12 protein-coding genes and 2 pseudogenes are annotated in these 13850 nt (G+C 61.6%); 6 read left to right on the plus strand and 8 right to left on the minus strand.

Annotation, left to right across the window (positions count from 1 at the left end):
• Nucleotides 1-112: 112 nt before the first annotated feature.
• Nucleotides 113-1249, minus strand: a complete 1137-nt coding sequence (locus tag ETX26_RS06465; protein ID WP_225425521.1) for a glycosyltransferase — start codon at nt 1247-1249, stop codon at nt 113-115.
• Nucleotides 1250-1373: 124 nt separating this feature from the next.
• On the opposite strand from ETX26_RS06465, the gene gntA reads away from it, so the two are divergent.
• The 3 genes from gntA to ETX26_RS06480 all read left to right on the plus strand — a co-directional run bounded on the left by gntA (nt 1374) and on the right by ETX26_RS06480 (nt 4100).
• Entirely contained in the window at nt 1374-2054 is a 681-nt protein-coding gene (gene gntA / locus ETX26_RS06470) for a guanitoxin biosynthesis heme-dependent pre-guanitoxin N-hydroxylase GntA (RefSeq protein ID WP_129523809.1), read from the plus strand.
• A complete protein-coding gene (locus ETX26_RS06475; RefSeq protein ID WP_129523810.1) occupies nt 2051-2650 on the plus strand; it encodes a DUF1989 domain-containing protein in 600 nt (199 codons plus the stop codon). Before gntA ends, ETX26_RS06475 begins: the two co-directional genes overlap by 4 nt.
• A gap of 424 nt (nt 2651-3074) precedes the next feature.
• Complete coding sequence (locus ETX26_RS06480) at nt 3075-4100, plus strand: sensor histidine kinase (protein WP_129523811.1); 1026 nt, start codon at nt 3075-3077, stop codon at nt 4098-4100.
• 196 nt (nt 4101-4296) lie between these two features.
• Here ETX26_RS06480 and ETX26_RS06485 read toward each other — a convergent pair whose 3' ends face one another.
• Both ETX26_RS06485 and ETX26_RS06490 read right to left on the minus strand, forming a co-directional pair.
• Nucleotides 4297-4656 (minus strand): SDR family NAD(P)-dependent oxidoreductase, encoded by a 360-nt coding sequence (locus tag ETX26_RS06485; RefSeq protein WP_129523812.1) that lies wholly within the window; start codon nt 4654-4656, stop codon nt 4297-4299.
• A 332-nt stretch (nt 4657-4988) separates the two neighbouring features.
• Nucleotides 4989-5783 carry an aminoglycoside adenylyltransferase domain-containing protein gene (locus tag ETX26_RS06490; protein ID WP_165271709.1) on the minus strand — a complete coding sequence of 265 codons (795 nt, stop codon included), beginning with the start codon at nt 5781-5783 and terminating at the stop codon, nt 4989-4991.
• A gap of 313 nt (nt 5784-6096) precedes the next feature.
• Here ETX26_RS06490 and ETX26_RS06495 point away from each other — a divergent pair.
• Nucleotides 6097-6302: pseudogene (locus tag ETX26_RS06495) on the plus strand (RNA polymerase sigma factor SigJ); the annotation flags it as partial.
• Between the two features lie 59 nt (nt 6303-6361).
• Here the strand turns inward: ETX26_RS06495 and ETX26_RS06500 are convergent.
• From ETX26_RS06500 to ETX26_RS06510, 3 genes are all read right to left on the minus strand, one after another.
• Nucleotides 6362-6769: a lysozyme inhibitor LprI family protein gene (locus ETX26_RS06500; protein WP_165271710.1), complete on the minus strand. Its 408-nt coding sequence runs from the start codon at nt 6767-6769 to the stop codon at nt 6362-6364.
• A 393-nt stretch (nt 6770-7162) separates the two neighbouring features.
• Complete coding sequence (locus tag ETX26_RS06505) at nt 7163-7882, minus strand: hypothetical protein (RefSeq protein ID WP_129523815.1); 720 nt, start codon at nt 7880-7882, stop codon at nt 7163-7165.
• Between the two features lie 433 nt (nt 7883-8315).
• A complete protein-coding gene (locus ETX26_RS06510) occupies nt 8316-9845 on the minus strand; it encodes a flavin-containing monooxygenase (protein ID WP_129523816.1) in 1530 nt (509 codons plus the stop codon).
• 143 nt (nt 9846-9988) lie between these two features.
• On the opposite strand from ETX26_RS06510, the gene ETX26_RS06515 reads away from it, so the two are divergent.
• Entirely contained in the window at nt 9989-10456 is a 468-nt protein-coding gene (locus ETX26_RS06515; protein WP_129523817.1) for a pyridoxamine 5'-phosphate oxidase family protein, read from the plus strand.
• A complete protein-coding gene (locus tag ETX26_RS06520) occupies nt 10456-11772 on the plus strand; it encodes a GAF domain-containing protein (RefSeq protein WP_129523818.1) in 1317 nt (438 codons plus the stop codon). The genes ETX26_RS06515 and ETX26_RS06520 overlap by 1 nt, the downstream gene beginning before the upstream one ends.
• A gap of 237 nt (nt 11773-12009) precedes the next feature.
• Here the strand turns inward: ETX26_RS06520 and ETX26_RS06525 are convergent.
• Both ETX26_RS06525 and ETX26_RS06530 read right to left on the minus strand, forming a co-directional pair.
• Nucleotides 12010-12578: pseudogene (locus ETX26_RS06525) on the minus strand (tyrosine-type recombinase/integrase).
• A complete protein-coding gene (locus ETX26_RS06530) occupies nt 12557-13585 on the minus strand; it encodes a sensor histidine kinase (protein ID WP_129523819.1) in 1029 nt (342 codons plus the stop codon). Before ETX26_RS06530 ends, ETX26_RS06525 begins: the two are co-directional and overlap by 22 nt.
• Nucleotides 13586-13850: the final 265 nt, after the last annotated feature.

The raw sequence follows: 13850 nt of genomic DNA on the forward strand, positions 1-13850 counted from the left end.
TCTTGAGCCTGCATCGGGGCGCGAATGACCCCGGGTTGACGCCCACAGCGCAAACAGCGTCCATACCCGCGGCGCCCGCGAGATAGCGCCGGGATCGCAATCTCCAGGTCCGTTAGCCGTTCGACTGCTCCTGGGTGTTGCTTTCGGCAGCCAATTCAGCGCGCGTGTGGAACGGGCGTTCGCCCACATTTTCTTCAAGGATGTGTCGCGGAGTGGCTGCATTCCTCATACGCGTGTTACGATAGCGCACCCCTCCGAAGATGAGCCGCGTCCCGAGCGCCATCCAGGAAGTCACCGCTCGCTCCGCAAGCCAGGCCGGCGCCCACAGCGCGCTGCTGGCTGGGAAAACGCTTCGGCCGTTTCCTCGCCGCCGTCCTGCCTCCGCGGCGGCCATAGTGCAGACCGCTGCCGCCAACAGCCAGCCCGGCCCGCGGCGGCTCACCAGTATCGCAGCAGGCAGAAGGGCCAATTCTGCGGCAAAACGCCGAGGCCGTGCCCATTCGTCGTAGGCCTGGCGCACCCGCTGGGACAGGAAGTGAGCTGTGTCCGGCGGGCGACGAACGACGAATAGATCGAACGGAACCGCCTCGCGCCCTCCAGCTGCATGGATCGTACGAACCAGTTCGAGGTTCTCGAACAGGACCTCTCCTGAGTAACCGCCTGCATTCAACAGGAATGACCGGCGCACGCCCAGCGTGCCGGGCCAGTCGCCATCACCGAGCCGGTTCAGCAAACTGCGTGCAGCATCCCACCGCGCGTGCCACGGCAGAGGGTGGAAATAATTTTGCGGTCGCACCACCTCGTGTTCTTGCAGCAAGGCCCGCATCCGGACGAGTTCCGCGTGCCGATAGCGAACATCGTCGTCTGCGACGATCAGGCATTCGTGACGCGCGGCCTGTACGCCTGTCATCACTCCTGCGACCTTGCCATTCGTGGTCTGCATTCCCGGGCGCAGATGGCGAACATGCGAGGACCAGGAGCGGGCATGCGCATCGAAGATCTCTTCCGGAGAGCCATCCACCACAATCACGTCGTCCACCGTTCGGCTGAGTCTCCGAAGATAGCCGGATAACGCGCGTGTTTGGGGCACATGTGCTGCAATCGGCAGGACATAGCTGAGGGCCAGATGGTCCCCCTTAGCCGGAACTGCGCGGGCGGCGACATCTTCCATGAAGAATAAAGCTCCCATTGGGCCCAATGTTTCCTGAACCGCAAAAAGTGGGGTGAACGGGAGGAGCACCTGCTCCATCTTTCATCCCCGCAGTTACTTCTGCTGCTCTCCTCTGGCGAACCACCCCTCGCCGCGCGCGCCACCCTGCACGGAACATTGCTCCGGCTCTCTCGTTTCCGTGACAGACCGGAATTGCCATCTCATGCTTGTCGACGAAGATACCGTTCTCAGAGGGCGAGAAGAGCTGCTCGCGGCGATTGCCGACGAGAGGTTTCCGTGCGTGGGAGCGAAATCGGCGATGGCGTGCGGTACGCTGCGGACGCTTGTATGCCACTCGCTCGAAAGCGCGTGGGACGACGTGCGAATACATTCCGAGCTGCTCGACTGGGCTGAGGCCTATCGCACGAATCCGGTCGGGCTACGCAGCTTGGCGGCTATCTTCGAAGGGCCTGCCGATCTTGATGAAGAACGGTTCGAAGCCACCATGTGGGCGCGGCTGCAATCGCTGGCCGACAAAGATGACTGGCGCGGTCAGCCGTACGATGGCAGCGTGAGCTCCGATCCTGACGACCCGCATTTCTCGCTCAGTTTCGGCGGGGCAGCGTTCTTCGTGATCGGGCTGCATCCCAACGCCTCGCGTCCGGCGCGACGCGTTCCGCGCCCGACGCTGGTGTTCAACCTGCATGACCAGTTCGAGCGTCTGCGCAGCGAAGGGCGCTACGAGCGCATGCGGGAGGCAATCGTCGCGCGCGACGTGGCGCTCTCCGGTAACGTCAATCCGATGCTCGCTCGTTTCGGCGAAGCGAGCGAAGCGCGGCAGTACAGCGGGCGCGTGGTTGGAGAAGACTGGCGGTGCCCCTTTCAGGATCCGCGAACCAGATGACGGTTGCCGAGATCCTTCCGCGCAGCGGGGTAGGCTTTCAAATCCAGCAAGGCCAGGTGCTGCGCGTGATTGATCCGGAGGGGGCGCAGGTGTCCGACCTCCTTGCCTACAACGCCGCGGACGTGCGCGAAGTCATTTCTAACGGGCGGACCTTCGATTACGAGGAGACAATCGCCCTGACGACCGGCAATCGCATATGGTCCAACCGATCGAATCCGATGCTGACCATTGTCGAGGACACCGTGGGCCGGCACGATTTCTTGTTGACGCCGTGCAGCGAGGCGACGTTTCGCCACTTCTATCCCGAGCAGCCGGTGCATCGCGGTTGCTTCGGGAATCTGGCCGTGGCGCTAGCGCCGTACGGAGTGGAGCCGGACATGATTCCGTGTGCGTTCAACCTGTTCATGAACGTGCCGATCGCCAGCAACGGAAGGCTTCGGGTCGATTCTCCGGTGAGTGGGCCTGGAGATTATATCTGTTTACGCGCCGAGATGGACCTGATCATCGGGCTGACGGCCTGTTCGGCTTATGCCTCGAACGGGGGGAGCTTCAAACCGATCCACTACGACGTAGCCGAGGCTCCGATGCCCGCCTGAACTCAGGTGTTGTAATCGTGAAGTGCCCGTCGAGCACTCCGGCCCTGTCGATGGCAGAGCTTTTCCTGCCGTTGGGAATAAAATCCGCTCCCTCAAAGAGACCGTCCGTTCACGTCGCGCCGATGGCTGGCATGGGCGGATAGCTGATCGCCCGCAGATAGGCGGAGCGGCGAAAAGCTGACCGCCGCTCTCAGCAGCCAGCTCTATGGATAACAGCTGGGACGTGGAAAGCAGACGCAGAGAGCCTTTCCACACGTGCCGCCCGGAGTTCCGGAGCTTACTTAAAGTTGCGCGCTCTTGCTCCATCTGTGGTAGGCGTGTCTTTCTTCCGTGTTCTTCCAGAACTTGGAAGCGGCGAGCGCTGGGCAAGATTTCGTGCCGCGGACTCCAGCATCACAAGTTCGGCTATGGACCATTCAATCCTATGAAACATCAATCGGCGAGCAGCCTTGGATTGGCCTTAGTCGTTTCATCGAGCACCCCGCTTATCCTGCTGAACGAGCAACTCGTCGTGAAAGCTGCCAGCGGCTCATTCTGCCGCAGCTTTTCGGTCGATTGTAACAGCGTTGTCGGCAAGCAGCTGTTCGAGCTTGGTGACGGTGAGTGGGATATCCCGCAGTTGAGATCGTTATTGACGGCAACGGCCGCAGGGAATGCTGCTATCGACGCTTACGAGATGGATCTGGAGCGCCCCGGTGGTCCAACGCGCAATCTCATTATCCATGCCCATGTGCTCGATCACGAGGAAGACGAGGCCCCGCGCCTCGCGGTGGCCGTGACCGACGTCACCGAAGCTCTTCAGGCGCGCCGCGCTCACGACGCACTGGTGCAAGAGAAGCAGGTGCTACTCCAGGAACTGAATCACCGGGTCGCGAACAGCCTGCAGATCATCGCCAGCGTCCTGATGCAGCGCGTGCGCATTGCTCAATCCGAAGAAACCCGAACTCACCTGCGCGAGGCCCATCACCGGGTCATGTCGGTCGCCACCCTGCAACGGCAACTCGCCTCCAGCGCCACTGGCGAAGTGGCGCTCCGCCCCTATTTCACCGATTTATGTGCGAGCATCGGGGCTTCCATGATCCTCGATGCCGAATTGCTGTCCCTGACTGTCGAGGCCGATGGCAGTGTCGCCACCGCTGACAAGTCGGTCAGCATGGGACTGATCGTAACCGAGCTGGTGATCAACTCCCTCAAGCACGCTTATCCTTCCCAAGCCAAGGGCAGGATCAGGATCGGATTTCACTCGACTGGCGATGCCTGGACCCTGACCGTTGCCGACGACGGCGTAGGTATCGAGGGTGGTCACGCGAGTGCGAAATCCGGCCTTGGCACCGGCATCGTCAATGCGCTTGCAGCTCAGCTCGATGCTACGGTCGAGGTGACCAATGCGGATCCGGGCTGCCTGGTTTCAATCACTCACCCCGGCACCGCCAAAGCAACTGCGCCCTAGCCTTTGAGCCTCACTTAAAGTCTGCCTGATCGCTGCTGCCGACGGGGCTGGTTGCTCCGCCTCCTGTACAGGTGCCGTAGCCCCTATATCGATCACCGCAGAACTTCTCCTGCTGCGCCGGGTGCTTTTTGACCGCTCTCGCCGACTTAGCCGTCATTCCCCGCTTCGGATTAGCTTGTCGAAAGCTGTCCTATGTTCAGGCGCTCAAGCTATCGGGTAACTCGCACGCGGCAGCATTGTTCACCAACCCGTCGAGCGGTTCGACTGCCTGTTCAGCTTCGGACACGGGCGCGGCTACGTCGCTCTCGGAGGAAAGGTCTGCCGCAAGAGTCGCGGCGTTTGCTCCGAAGCGCCGGACCGTCTCGACGACCTCAAGCGCTGCATCCACACCGAGAATGGGATGGGCTGCGCTGGGCGCTCCAGCCGTCGCCGGAAGATAATGGACGGCAACGTTCGCACCTTGCACGCCGAGCGCGATTGCGATCGCACGACCGATGCCGGAGTTTGCGCCGGTGATGAGGTAGTTTCTGCCTGTAAGGCCAAAGTGAAGCTGCATGTGAGGACTTCCAGATGAGTATCCGCAACAGAAGGTGTCGCAGGCACTAGGCGCCTGCGGCTCCTTCTGTTGACGTCATTGACGTCGAATCAGATGCGGGTCGGTCAGCCATGGTGCCTCTCGCTTGGTTCCGACAGCTAACTCGCAGTCTTACGCTATCCAACCCGGTTAATATTTCGATATATTGCGAACGCAGCTTGGACGCTGTTGGGCTGTCTAGGCCCTATCCAGTCCGACCCAGTGTCGCGCTAGCTGCGCAATAATCAGCGACCGAACCTTGGTGGAAAATCGACAGATACCTTTGGTGCAGGTCAGGAGAAAGGCCGACGCCATTAGACATGTCGCAAGCTTGCGAGAATGCGCTCGCTAATCTCCTCGGTGGTCTTCCAGACTTCTGTCCTCCGAAGATGCAGATCATCATCCCCCCCACCAAGATAGGCGTCGCGCGCAAGCGCGAGGATTGCCGCTGCTTGCTCGGACAACTGCGGCCCTGCCCAATCAGCAGCGGAATCCTTGGAAACGAACTGACCTGTTGCGAGAGTTCTCCACATACGCGCCAGCGTCAGAAGGACATTGCGTTCGTCCCCTTCTACAGACCGGAGAAGCTCCGGCAGGAGATCACCAATCGCTCGGCGAATTACCTCTGAAGGTATGTCCGGATAGAGGTCGGCAATGTTCGGGCCGACCAAGGACACCGCTTCTCGCCTCGCTTGAGCGAGAAGCAGAGTGAATTCGGGGTTCGCCTCGACTTGCGAAACTGCGCCGCCTTCGACAGCGGCGCGCAACCATTCACCGTAGACGAACTCGAAGCGCGCCGGATACGGCATTCGTTCGAGATCAGCCAAACGCACGATTACGACCTCCAACGGTCGTCGCCCCATCGGGTCGGACGGATAGAGTCCCGAGACGGCCATGAGATCGGCCCAAAGGGCCATGCGCACCGAAGCGGGCAGAGAGTCCCCGACAACAGCGAGAAGGTCAACGTCGCTCCGCTTGCGCAAACCTTCCCCTACGGCGGAGCCATGAAGATACACCGCCCTAAGAGATGATCCCAACCGATGCATCAGGATTGGCAGCGCATTCATCGCCTCGGGCGGAATGTTCAGTTTTTCGATACGGGCGTCCATGCGGAGCGGATCATCGTTGAACGTTAGACCTCTGCGATTTTGCGTAAGTGGAACGGCCGCTTTCGGCAACCGGGCCATCGTGGACCAACGTCGCTCTTTGGGCCGTGTCCGGACAGGCAAATTTCGGTCCCAGTCTTCGGAATGCTGCCATTCCGGTAGGATGAGGGCTGATAGACCGATGCCGCCGACAAAGCCGTCATTCCACTGCCCAGATCGCCCTGTCGAAACCGGCCGTACGTTCACGCAGAAACATCGGCAAACAGATGACGGGTATCAGGTGGAGCCTGGGGGCACGCTCAGCGGCGGCCGTCTGGTACTGCAGCTTCACAAGGCTCTGGCAGTGCTGTTCCGCAAACAGGGCTCGCAGCTGGTCGGCACGCGCTCATCAACGCGTTGCCTGGGTTCGCTACACGGGAAGCCGACGGCGATTTGCAGACTACCGCGCTGAAGATCGAGGGCGACCAGATCGTGGCGATCTATGTCATGCGCAATTTAGACAAGCTGAAGCATCTGCACTGAAGATGAAGAAGCTGCAGCGCAAGATCCGCTCGCTTCTCCCGTGTCATATATTCGCCAGTTCAACCTTCGGCGGAACAGCGAGGGGTTCCGTATTCCCCAGTGTACTTCAGGCTGACAAGACGCTGCCGGCCCAGTTCCAGACGACAAGCAGCCGAATTGACCCAGGAGGGGGTGTTTCCAGGAGAGCGTTCAACAAGATCGCACATCCGTTTCCGGTAAGCCAACCAATCGGAATGGCTTTGCCGATAGTCCTCACGATCCTTAGCAGCGCAATACCGTCTTTCGCCGTCCGCGATCGCGACATCAATCTCGCGATCCACCGCGCGGCTGTGTTCCGTGAGGCAATCGCCAATCATCGCTCCGCCAACGCGGAACCTCGGGTTCTCCCGACATTCTTCGATAGTCTGATCAATAGATTGAACAGATTGATCCGCCGGAAGTGCAGGCATCTGAGCCGTCAGTAACATGGCCGCGCCTGCAACAGTCCAAGGATGCCAATTCATGTACCTCTCCCGCATCGTGTGGTTGCTCTGTGAGTGATGAACTGAACGATTCCCGTGATACTCCGGTACCCAGACCGTCTACCGGAGCGCAATGGCCGTCGCCAAGTTTGGCCGTGCCGACGGAGGACGCGCTGGAGGCTATGCCTCCGAACCAGCAAAGAGATCTCGCCCGGCAAATCATTAAACCATCTTACGCGAGAATCCCGCTTTGCCGTATGACAACGAATACAGCCGAAAGTCAGATGTGGGCGAGGAAAGAGGCATGCGTCTTGGTCGGCGAGTGCAAGGCCATACCAGCTCCGTCCCAGATGTTCTGAAAAGCAAGCCCGCATTCACCGGCGACCGCCGACGACCGCACTACCTCAGATACTGCAGAAACGCTGCCGGCACGCGATCGGCAGGAATGGAAACGGGGCTGAACTCCAGATTGTTCGCAGTCGCCGTTCCGATATTGGTGACGTAGAAAAAGCCCCTCAAGCGTAGAGCAATCCGGCCATTCGCATATTCGCAGCGCACACGGGCAAAGGGTGCGCCGCGGGCAAGGTCCAATGCCATTTTGAACAGAAGGTGATTGTTTTCGGGGTCGGGTCTGCCGGAGATCACAACACCGTCCGGCCCAGAGGCCCTGCGCTCGATGTGTCCGCAGGTCGTGTCGTCGGTCGCAGTCTCCTCGCCATCGCTGCCGACAGTCTGACCCCATCTCGTTTGCGCTGCGTTCAACAACGTCCAATCGAGATAGAGGATCGTCTTCTCGTGCGCGTCCTGCAGCAGAGCGCCAAACTGCCGCTTGCCGTCCGGCGTAGCGAAATCGATTGTCGCCTTCTGCGCACTCCAGACAAATCCATTCGCAGCCGTTACGGATTCCGATTGCGCCATGACGGGGGAAGGCGGGTGCGCGACAGCGAACAAGCCGACGAGGCAGGCGGCCCATCCCTTAGCAGATGGCAGCTTGGTCATGCGCGTCTTTGCGTGTTTTGTCGTCTTTCGCATGATAGAAGAAAACAGGCTAAGTGAAAATCTAATCATACCACGTGTATCGTGGTTTAAGCGACCAGAGAAGTCGCTGTTTTCAGCCATCGCTCGCCTGCCTGGCGCCGCTCCTCGACAATTCGTGTATAGGCTCCCAAGTGCACCGAGCCTAGAAACTCGCGATTGAAGCGTTTGAAGGCCGAAAAATGAACGGATGGCTGCTTGCAGGTTGCGCGACTTTGTTGCCCAACTATCGAAATTGGGGGCGCGTTGCTGACCAACGGCTTACGCCAAGGCCGGTCCAGCCGCTTCTGGCCCGTGTCTTGCCTGTCCAGTTTCGAGCGTAGGAATAGCCGACATTCGCGAGGCTAGTCGGCGAAGTCCGTAAGCGCCGACAAAAGCTGCCGTTCAGCATCTCAAGTTTGCTCGCCGAAAGCTGCCAGTGGTTCAGGTGCAGGCTCGACGCGGAAATACGCCGGGACCAGAATGTGAACTTGCAGGCGCTAGAGGCCCGAAGCCGACATTGTGCATCCACCGCCGCTCATGCCGCCCGGACCATAGCACCTCTCATGATCAGCTCTCTAAGACTACGCTCCTCCCCACTCATCTCAGGCGAGCAGATCGCTCCGAAGGCGGCGGCGGCAGCTGCCGTCTGCGCCGGTGCATCGGCGAGACCATCCGGCCCCTGGAGGCGGAAGGAGACGGCCGAGAGGGGACCGAAGAGCAGTGCACGCTCCAGCTCCGGCCAGCGGTCGAGATCGGGCTCGACCTGGGCATTGCGCGCAAAGAGCAGCGCCAGCTCCTGCATCGGAATGCCCGGCACGGAGCGGCTGCGCGCGAGGCCTGCGGCGAGTTCCTTCCGGCTTGGTGCCGGGATGACTCCGGCCCAGCAGTAGGCGATCCACCGCGCCTGCAGCTCCAGGACCGGAAAGAGCGGGCCAACCTGGTCGAAGAGGCCGAGGAAGGCTGCGCCGTCGAGCATGGGATGGAATGTATGGTCGCAAAGGTCGATGCGGCCGCGATTCAGCCCGAGCACTTCGGCGAGATCTGGTGCGACGAAGGGCAGTGACAGGCGGTAGCCGGTGCCGAACAGAAGCGCATCGAAGGTACCACGGCTTCCATCGGCGAATCGCACGTCTTGTCCTTCGACGGCCTCGATCCAGGGACGGACCGTGATCCGCCCTTCAGCAACCAGCGGCAGGAAATCCTGCGACTGCGAGATACCGGCGGCAAAGATGTCCGGGTCGGGCACCATCGCGCCGAACTGGTCGGGCGAGCCAGCAAGGCGCAGCACCGTCGCCTTGAGTCCGGCTGCGAGTTCGTCCGGCGGAAGGACCTCGCCTGCAAGCGCTGCCACCCGCGTGAACATCACATGGTCGGTGGGCACGCCGGCCAGCAGCTTGGGCAGGACATAGCGCTGCCGACGGTAACAGACCGTCACGCTGCGGCCGCCGGAAAGGGCGATGTCCGAGGCGATCTCGAGCGCGCTGATCGAGCATCCGGCGACCAGCACATCCCGGTCGCGATAGGCACGTCCCCCAGCATACTGGCTGCTGTGGGAGGCGCCGAGCACACCAGTGAAGCCGGCAAGGCCCGGCACCGGCGGCAGCGCGGGCGCCACATAGCGGCCGGAGGCGACCACCACGCGGGCGAAGCGCTCTGTTCGGGCCCCTCCATCGCAGCGCGAGCGGACAAGCCAGCCGCCGCCTAGGCGCTGGAGATGCTCGACCCAGGTGCGGGTGCGGATCCGCGCCGTCAGGTCAAAGCGCGCCGCATAGTCCTCCAGGTAAGAACGCACCTCTTCTCGGCTCGGGTAGAGCGGCGTTCCGTCAGGATAGTCGAGATCCGAGAAGCGCGTCATGACGCGGCTCGTGTTGGTGCGCATGCCGCTCCAGGTGCCGCTCAGCCGCGAGCCGGCGTTCCACTGGCCGCCCGGGCGGTCTGTACCCTCGAACAGCACCGGCTCGAAGCCATGATGCGAAAGCCAGCGGGCCATTACCAGTCCCGCCGGCCCCGCACCGATGATCGCCACGGCGTTCGCAGGCAGGTCGTCGCATTCGGTATCGGTCATCTCTGGCTCCTCGATCATCAGGGGGAGCTCACGTATCTAGGCCGGTCAGCGGCGCCCGTTTGCTAAATGCTTCCTAAATGACCGCGCCCCGTTATTAAAATGATCCTAAAGCGCTAGGCTGAGCCAAAAGGAGACTCACGCGCTTGTCGATCGACGAAGAGCTCGCAGCTTTCATGGCAAGCCCGGTAATGATCATCCTGGGCAGCTGTGACGGGCAGTCGAAACCCGAGATCGGGCGGGCCATGGGCGCCCTCGCGCACGCAGCGGACAACCGCATCGATCTGATGGTGTCCGCCTGGCAGTGGCCGAGAATGGTGGCGAACGTTCGTGCCGGCGCCCGGCTCGCCGCCACCTTTGCGCGACCCTCTGACTACGTTTCCTATCAAGTGAAGGGGCATGCCACGGTCGCCACCGCGACCGACGACCATGCCGCCGCTGCCGCGCACTACATCGAGCGCATCACGGCAACGCTTGGCGGGCTCGGCCTCGACCGGCACCTTGTGGCGCCCTGGCTCGTGAGCCGGGATCTGGTGGTCCTGTGCCTATCGGTCGAGGAAATCTTCATTCAGACGCCGGGCACCAAGGCCGGTCAACGCATCGAGCGGCGGTAATGGCGATCGCTCTGCGGGACCTCGCCGCCTGCTTCGAGGGGGTCATTCCTTCGATCGTTGCGACCGCAGCACCGGATGGCACGCCGAACATTTCCTATCTCTCGCATGTCGTGCTGGTCGACGACGTCCACATCGCGCTGTCCAACCAGTTCTTCTCGAAGACGGCTGCCAACGTGCGGGTGAACCCCAATGCCGCCGTGCTGATCGTCGACCCGCGTGACGGGACGCAGTACCAGCTCGATACAAGCTACGAGCGCTCGCTCGATGCTGGCGAGCTGTTCGAGGAAATGGCAGGCCAGCTTCGGGCGAGCAGCGCACAGATCGGGATGGCTCAGGTCATGCGGCTGCGTAGCGCCGACATCTACCGGGTGAACGGCGTGCACGCCATCGCCTCGCCGTCACCCGCGGTCATGGCCGCACCCGCGAAAGCCGTGCCGCTCACCACCATTGCCGGGATCGCGCAACGGGTGTCGGAGGCAGCGGACCTCGGCGCCGTCGTCGATGCCATCTTGTCCGGGTTCGATCATGCGATGCTGCTGCTCAAGGAAGGTGAACGGCTCGTCACCATCGGCACCCGCGGCTATGAGCGGAGCGGCATTGGTTCCGAGGTCGCGATCGGCGAGGGCGTGATCGGCACGGCGGCTGCGGAACAACGCCCAGTCAGGGTCAGCGACCTGAGCCGAATCCGCCGGTTCGGTTCCGCCGTCGAGGCCTCGTCGAACGAGGAGAACCGCACCCGCACGATCCCTCTGCCGGGAATGGCCGAGGCGATGAGCCAGATTGCGCTCCCGATGGTCGCCCAGGGCAAGCTGAAGGGGGTGCTGTTTCTCGAAAGTCGGGATCGGCTCGCCTTCAGCAAGGACGATGAGACAGCGTTTGCATTGCTCGCAGCCCAGGCCGCCGCCATCCTAACCCTGTCGGAAGGGGAGGCCGCGGAAGCGCAAACACCCTCCCCGTCTGCCGCGGCCCTGCCAAGCGCGGGTGGGCGGCCTTTCCGCGTCGTCCACTACAGCTATGACGACAGCGTCTTCATCGACAACGAATATGTGATCAAGGGCGTCGCCGGGCGGCTGTTGATGTACCTTCTGCGCACGCACCTGCGCGAGGGCCGCACGGATTTCACCAACCGTGAGATTCGGCTCGCGAATGAATTGCGCCTGCCGGAGATCAAGGACAATCTCGAGACGCGCCTGCTCCTGCTCCGGCGCCGACTGGAGGAGAAGGTCGCCCCCATCCGGCTTGTGCGGACCGGTCGTGGCCGCATCCGACTGGACCTCGCCAGGCCTCCCTCTTTGGAGGAGGCTACCGCCGACTAGATCAAAGAGCAGGACGGGCTGGGACGGGAGCTGCACGGCTTACAAGGCGATCGAACGTATGCCGTCTCTACGGCAGGCCACCGTACAGCAATACATCAACATCAACGCATGTGCAGTTGTATCCAAAGGACCGGCGAACGCCCGGTTTCAAAGAATCGGAGCGCACCGGAAACGACTGCGATGAGGGCCGAAGCCCGGCGTGGCCGGCCTTTGACGGCGCCAAAGACCGGCAAGGGGTCAGATCTCAGTTCGCTCTGACAAAGTCAGAGCGTCATCGACATCGACTCCCAAATATCTGACGGTGTTTTCGACGTTGGTATGTCCGAGGAGGATCTGGACAGCTCGCAGGTTCCCGGTGGCCTTGTAGATCAGCGAGGCCTTGGTCCGTCGCATGGAGTGCGTGCCGTACTCCCGCTTATCAAGGCCAACGGTCGACACCCATTCATCGACGAGGCGGGCATATTGCCGGGTACTCAAGTGACCGAGATAATCGATCCTGCTTGGAAATACGAAGTCGCGGATGGTTCCGCCGCGCCGGTCAAGCCATGCCGTCAGGCTCTTGCGCGCTTCGGGCATGATCTCGAATTGCACAGGCCGGCCGGTCTTCTGCTGGATGATCGTCGCGCGTCACGAAATGAACCTGCGCTCATCAGATCGCCTATCCTGATCTTGACCAGATCGCAGCCGCGCAACTTGCTGTCGATCGCCAGGTCGAATAGCGCTCGGTCGCGCAGACGCTTGTGTTCGTCGAGATAGAAGTGGATCGCCCAGATATCGCGCAGCTTCAATGGGCGCTTCTGCCCCACATTCTGTCCGGTATACCAAGGGCGACGCTCGTGGACGTGACGGTGGCCGAAAGCTGAGTGGCGAGCGCGTTGACAATGCCGGTTCCAAGACCGGCTTTCCCGCTCGCGTGCTCGCCTTGTATCCCTACCCCGTCGTCGGCAACCGTCAGAACCCAGCCACTGGCAGTCGCGCTGAACCCGATCTTGATCGTGCCTTTAGCTTCGGCCGGATAGGCATGCTTGAGCGAGTTGATCACCAATTCGGTGACGATCAGCCCCATGCTGACGGACTTGTCGGCGGTGGTGACGCTGTCATCCGCCTCGACAGTCAGAGACAGCAGCTCGGGATCGGGGATCATCGAAGCCCCGATGCTCGCACATAGATCGGTGAAGTAAGGGCGCAGCGCGACCTCGCCCGTGGCACTCGATGCGAGCTGCCGCTGCAATGTGGCGACTGACATGACACGGTGATGGGCATCGCGCAGATGAGTCCGCGTCTCTTCGGATTGAGCGATGCGCACGCGCTGCATGAGCACGCTGGCGATGATCTGTAGACTGTTCGCGACCCTGTGGTTCAATTCCTGGAGCAGCACCTGCTTTTCGTGCACCAGTGCATCGTTGGCCCGCCGCGCCTGCAGGGCATCTGTAACGTCGGTAACAGCAACCGCAAGGCGCAGGGCTTCGTCCTCACGGTGATCGAGCACATGGGCGTGGATGACGAGGTGACGCGTTGGACTACCAGCGCGCGTCAGATCCACTTCATAAGCGTCGATGGCAGCGTTTCCCGCAGCCGTCGCCACCAGCAGTGATCTCAGCTGCGGGATGTCCCACTCGCCGTCGCCCAGTTCGAACAGCTCCTTGCCGACCACAGTCTCGCAGTTCACTGAAAAGCTGCGGCAGAAGGAGCCGCTGGCGGCCTTAACCACGAGCTGTTCGTTCAGCAGGATGAGCGGCGGGCTGGACGACACAACGAGGGCTAATCCCAGGCTGCTCGCCGATTGTGGTTTCACAAGTTTGGAAGGTTCCATGTCCGGAGCTTCTGAAAACCGGAGACTCGCGGTGCGAAAGCCATTCCCGGCGCTTGCTCGCTCGTCGATCTTCCAGCGAGCATGGAAGAATCATGACGATACCACGTCGCCGCGTCCACTTTCCACCCCTCTCGGCCGTTCCGTTACCAGCGCGGCCCTTCAAAGTGGTCTGTCTGCACACCCTTGTCTGGAGGGTGCTCCGTTAGCAAGTTCATTTGCACGCGCTTGGCTAGATCATCAGCCAAGCCAACAAGGCAAGCGCTGC

It is taken from the genome of Pelagerythrobacter rhizovicinus, from assembly GCF_004135625.1.
Taxonomy (GTDB): Bacteria; Pseudomonadota; Alphaproteobacteria; order Sphingomonadales; family Sphingomonadaceae; genus Pelagerythrobacter; species Pelagerythrobacter rhizovicinus.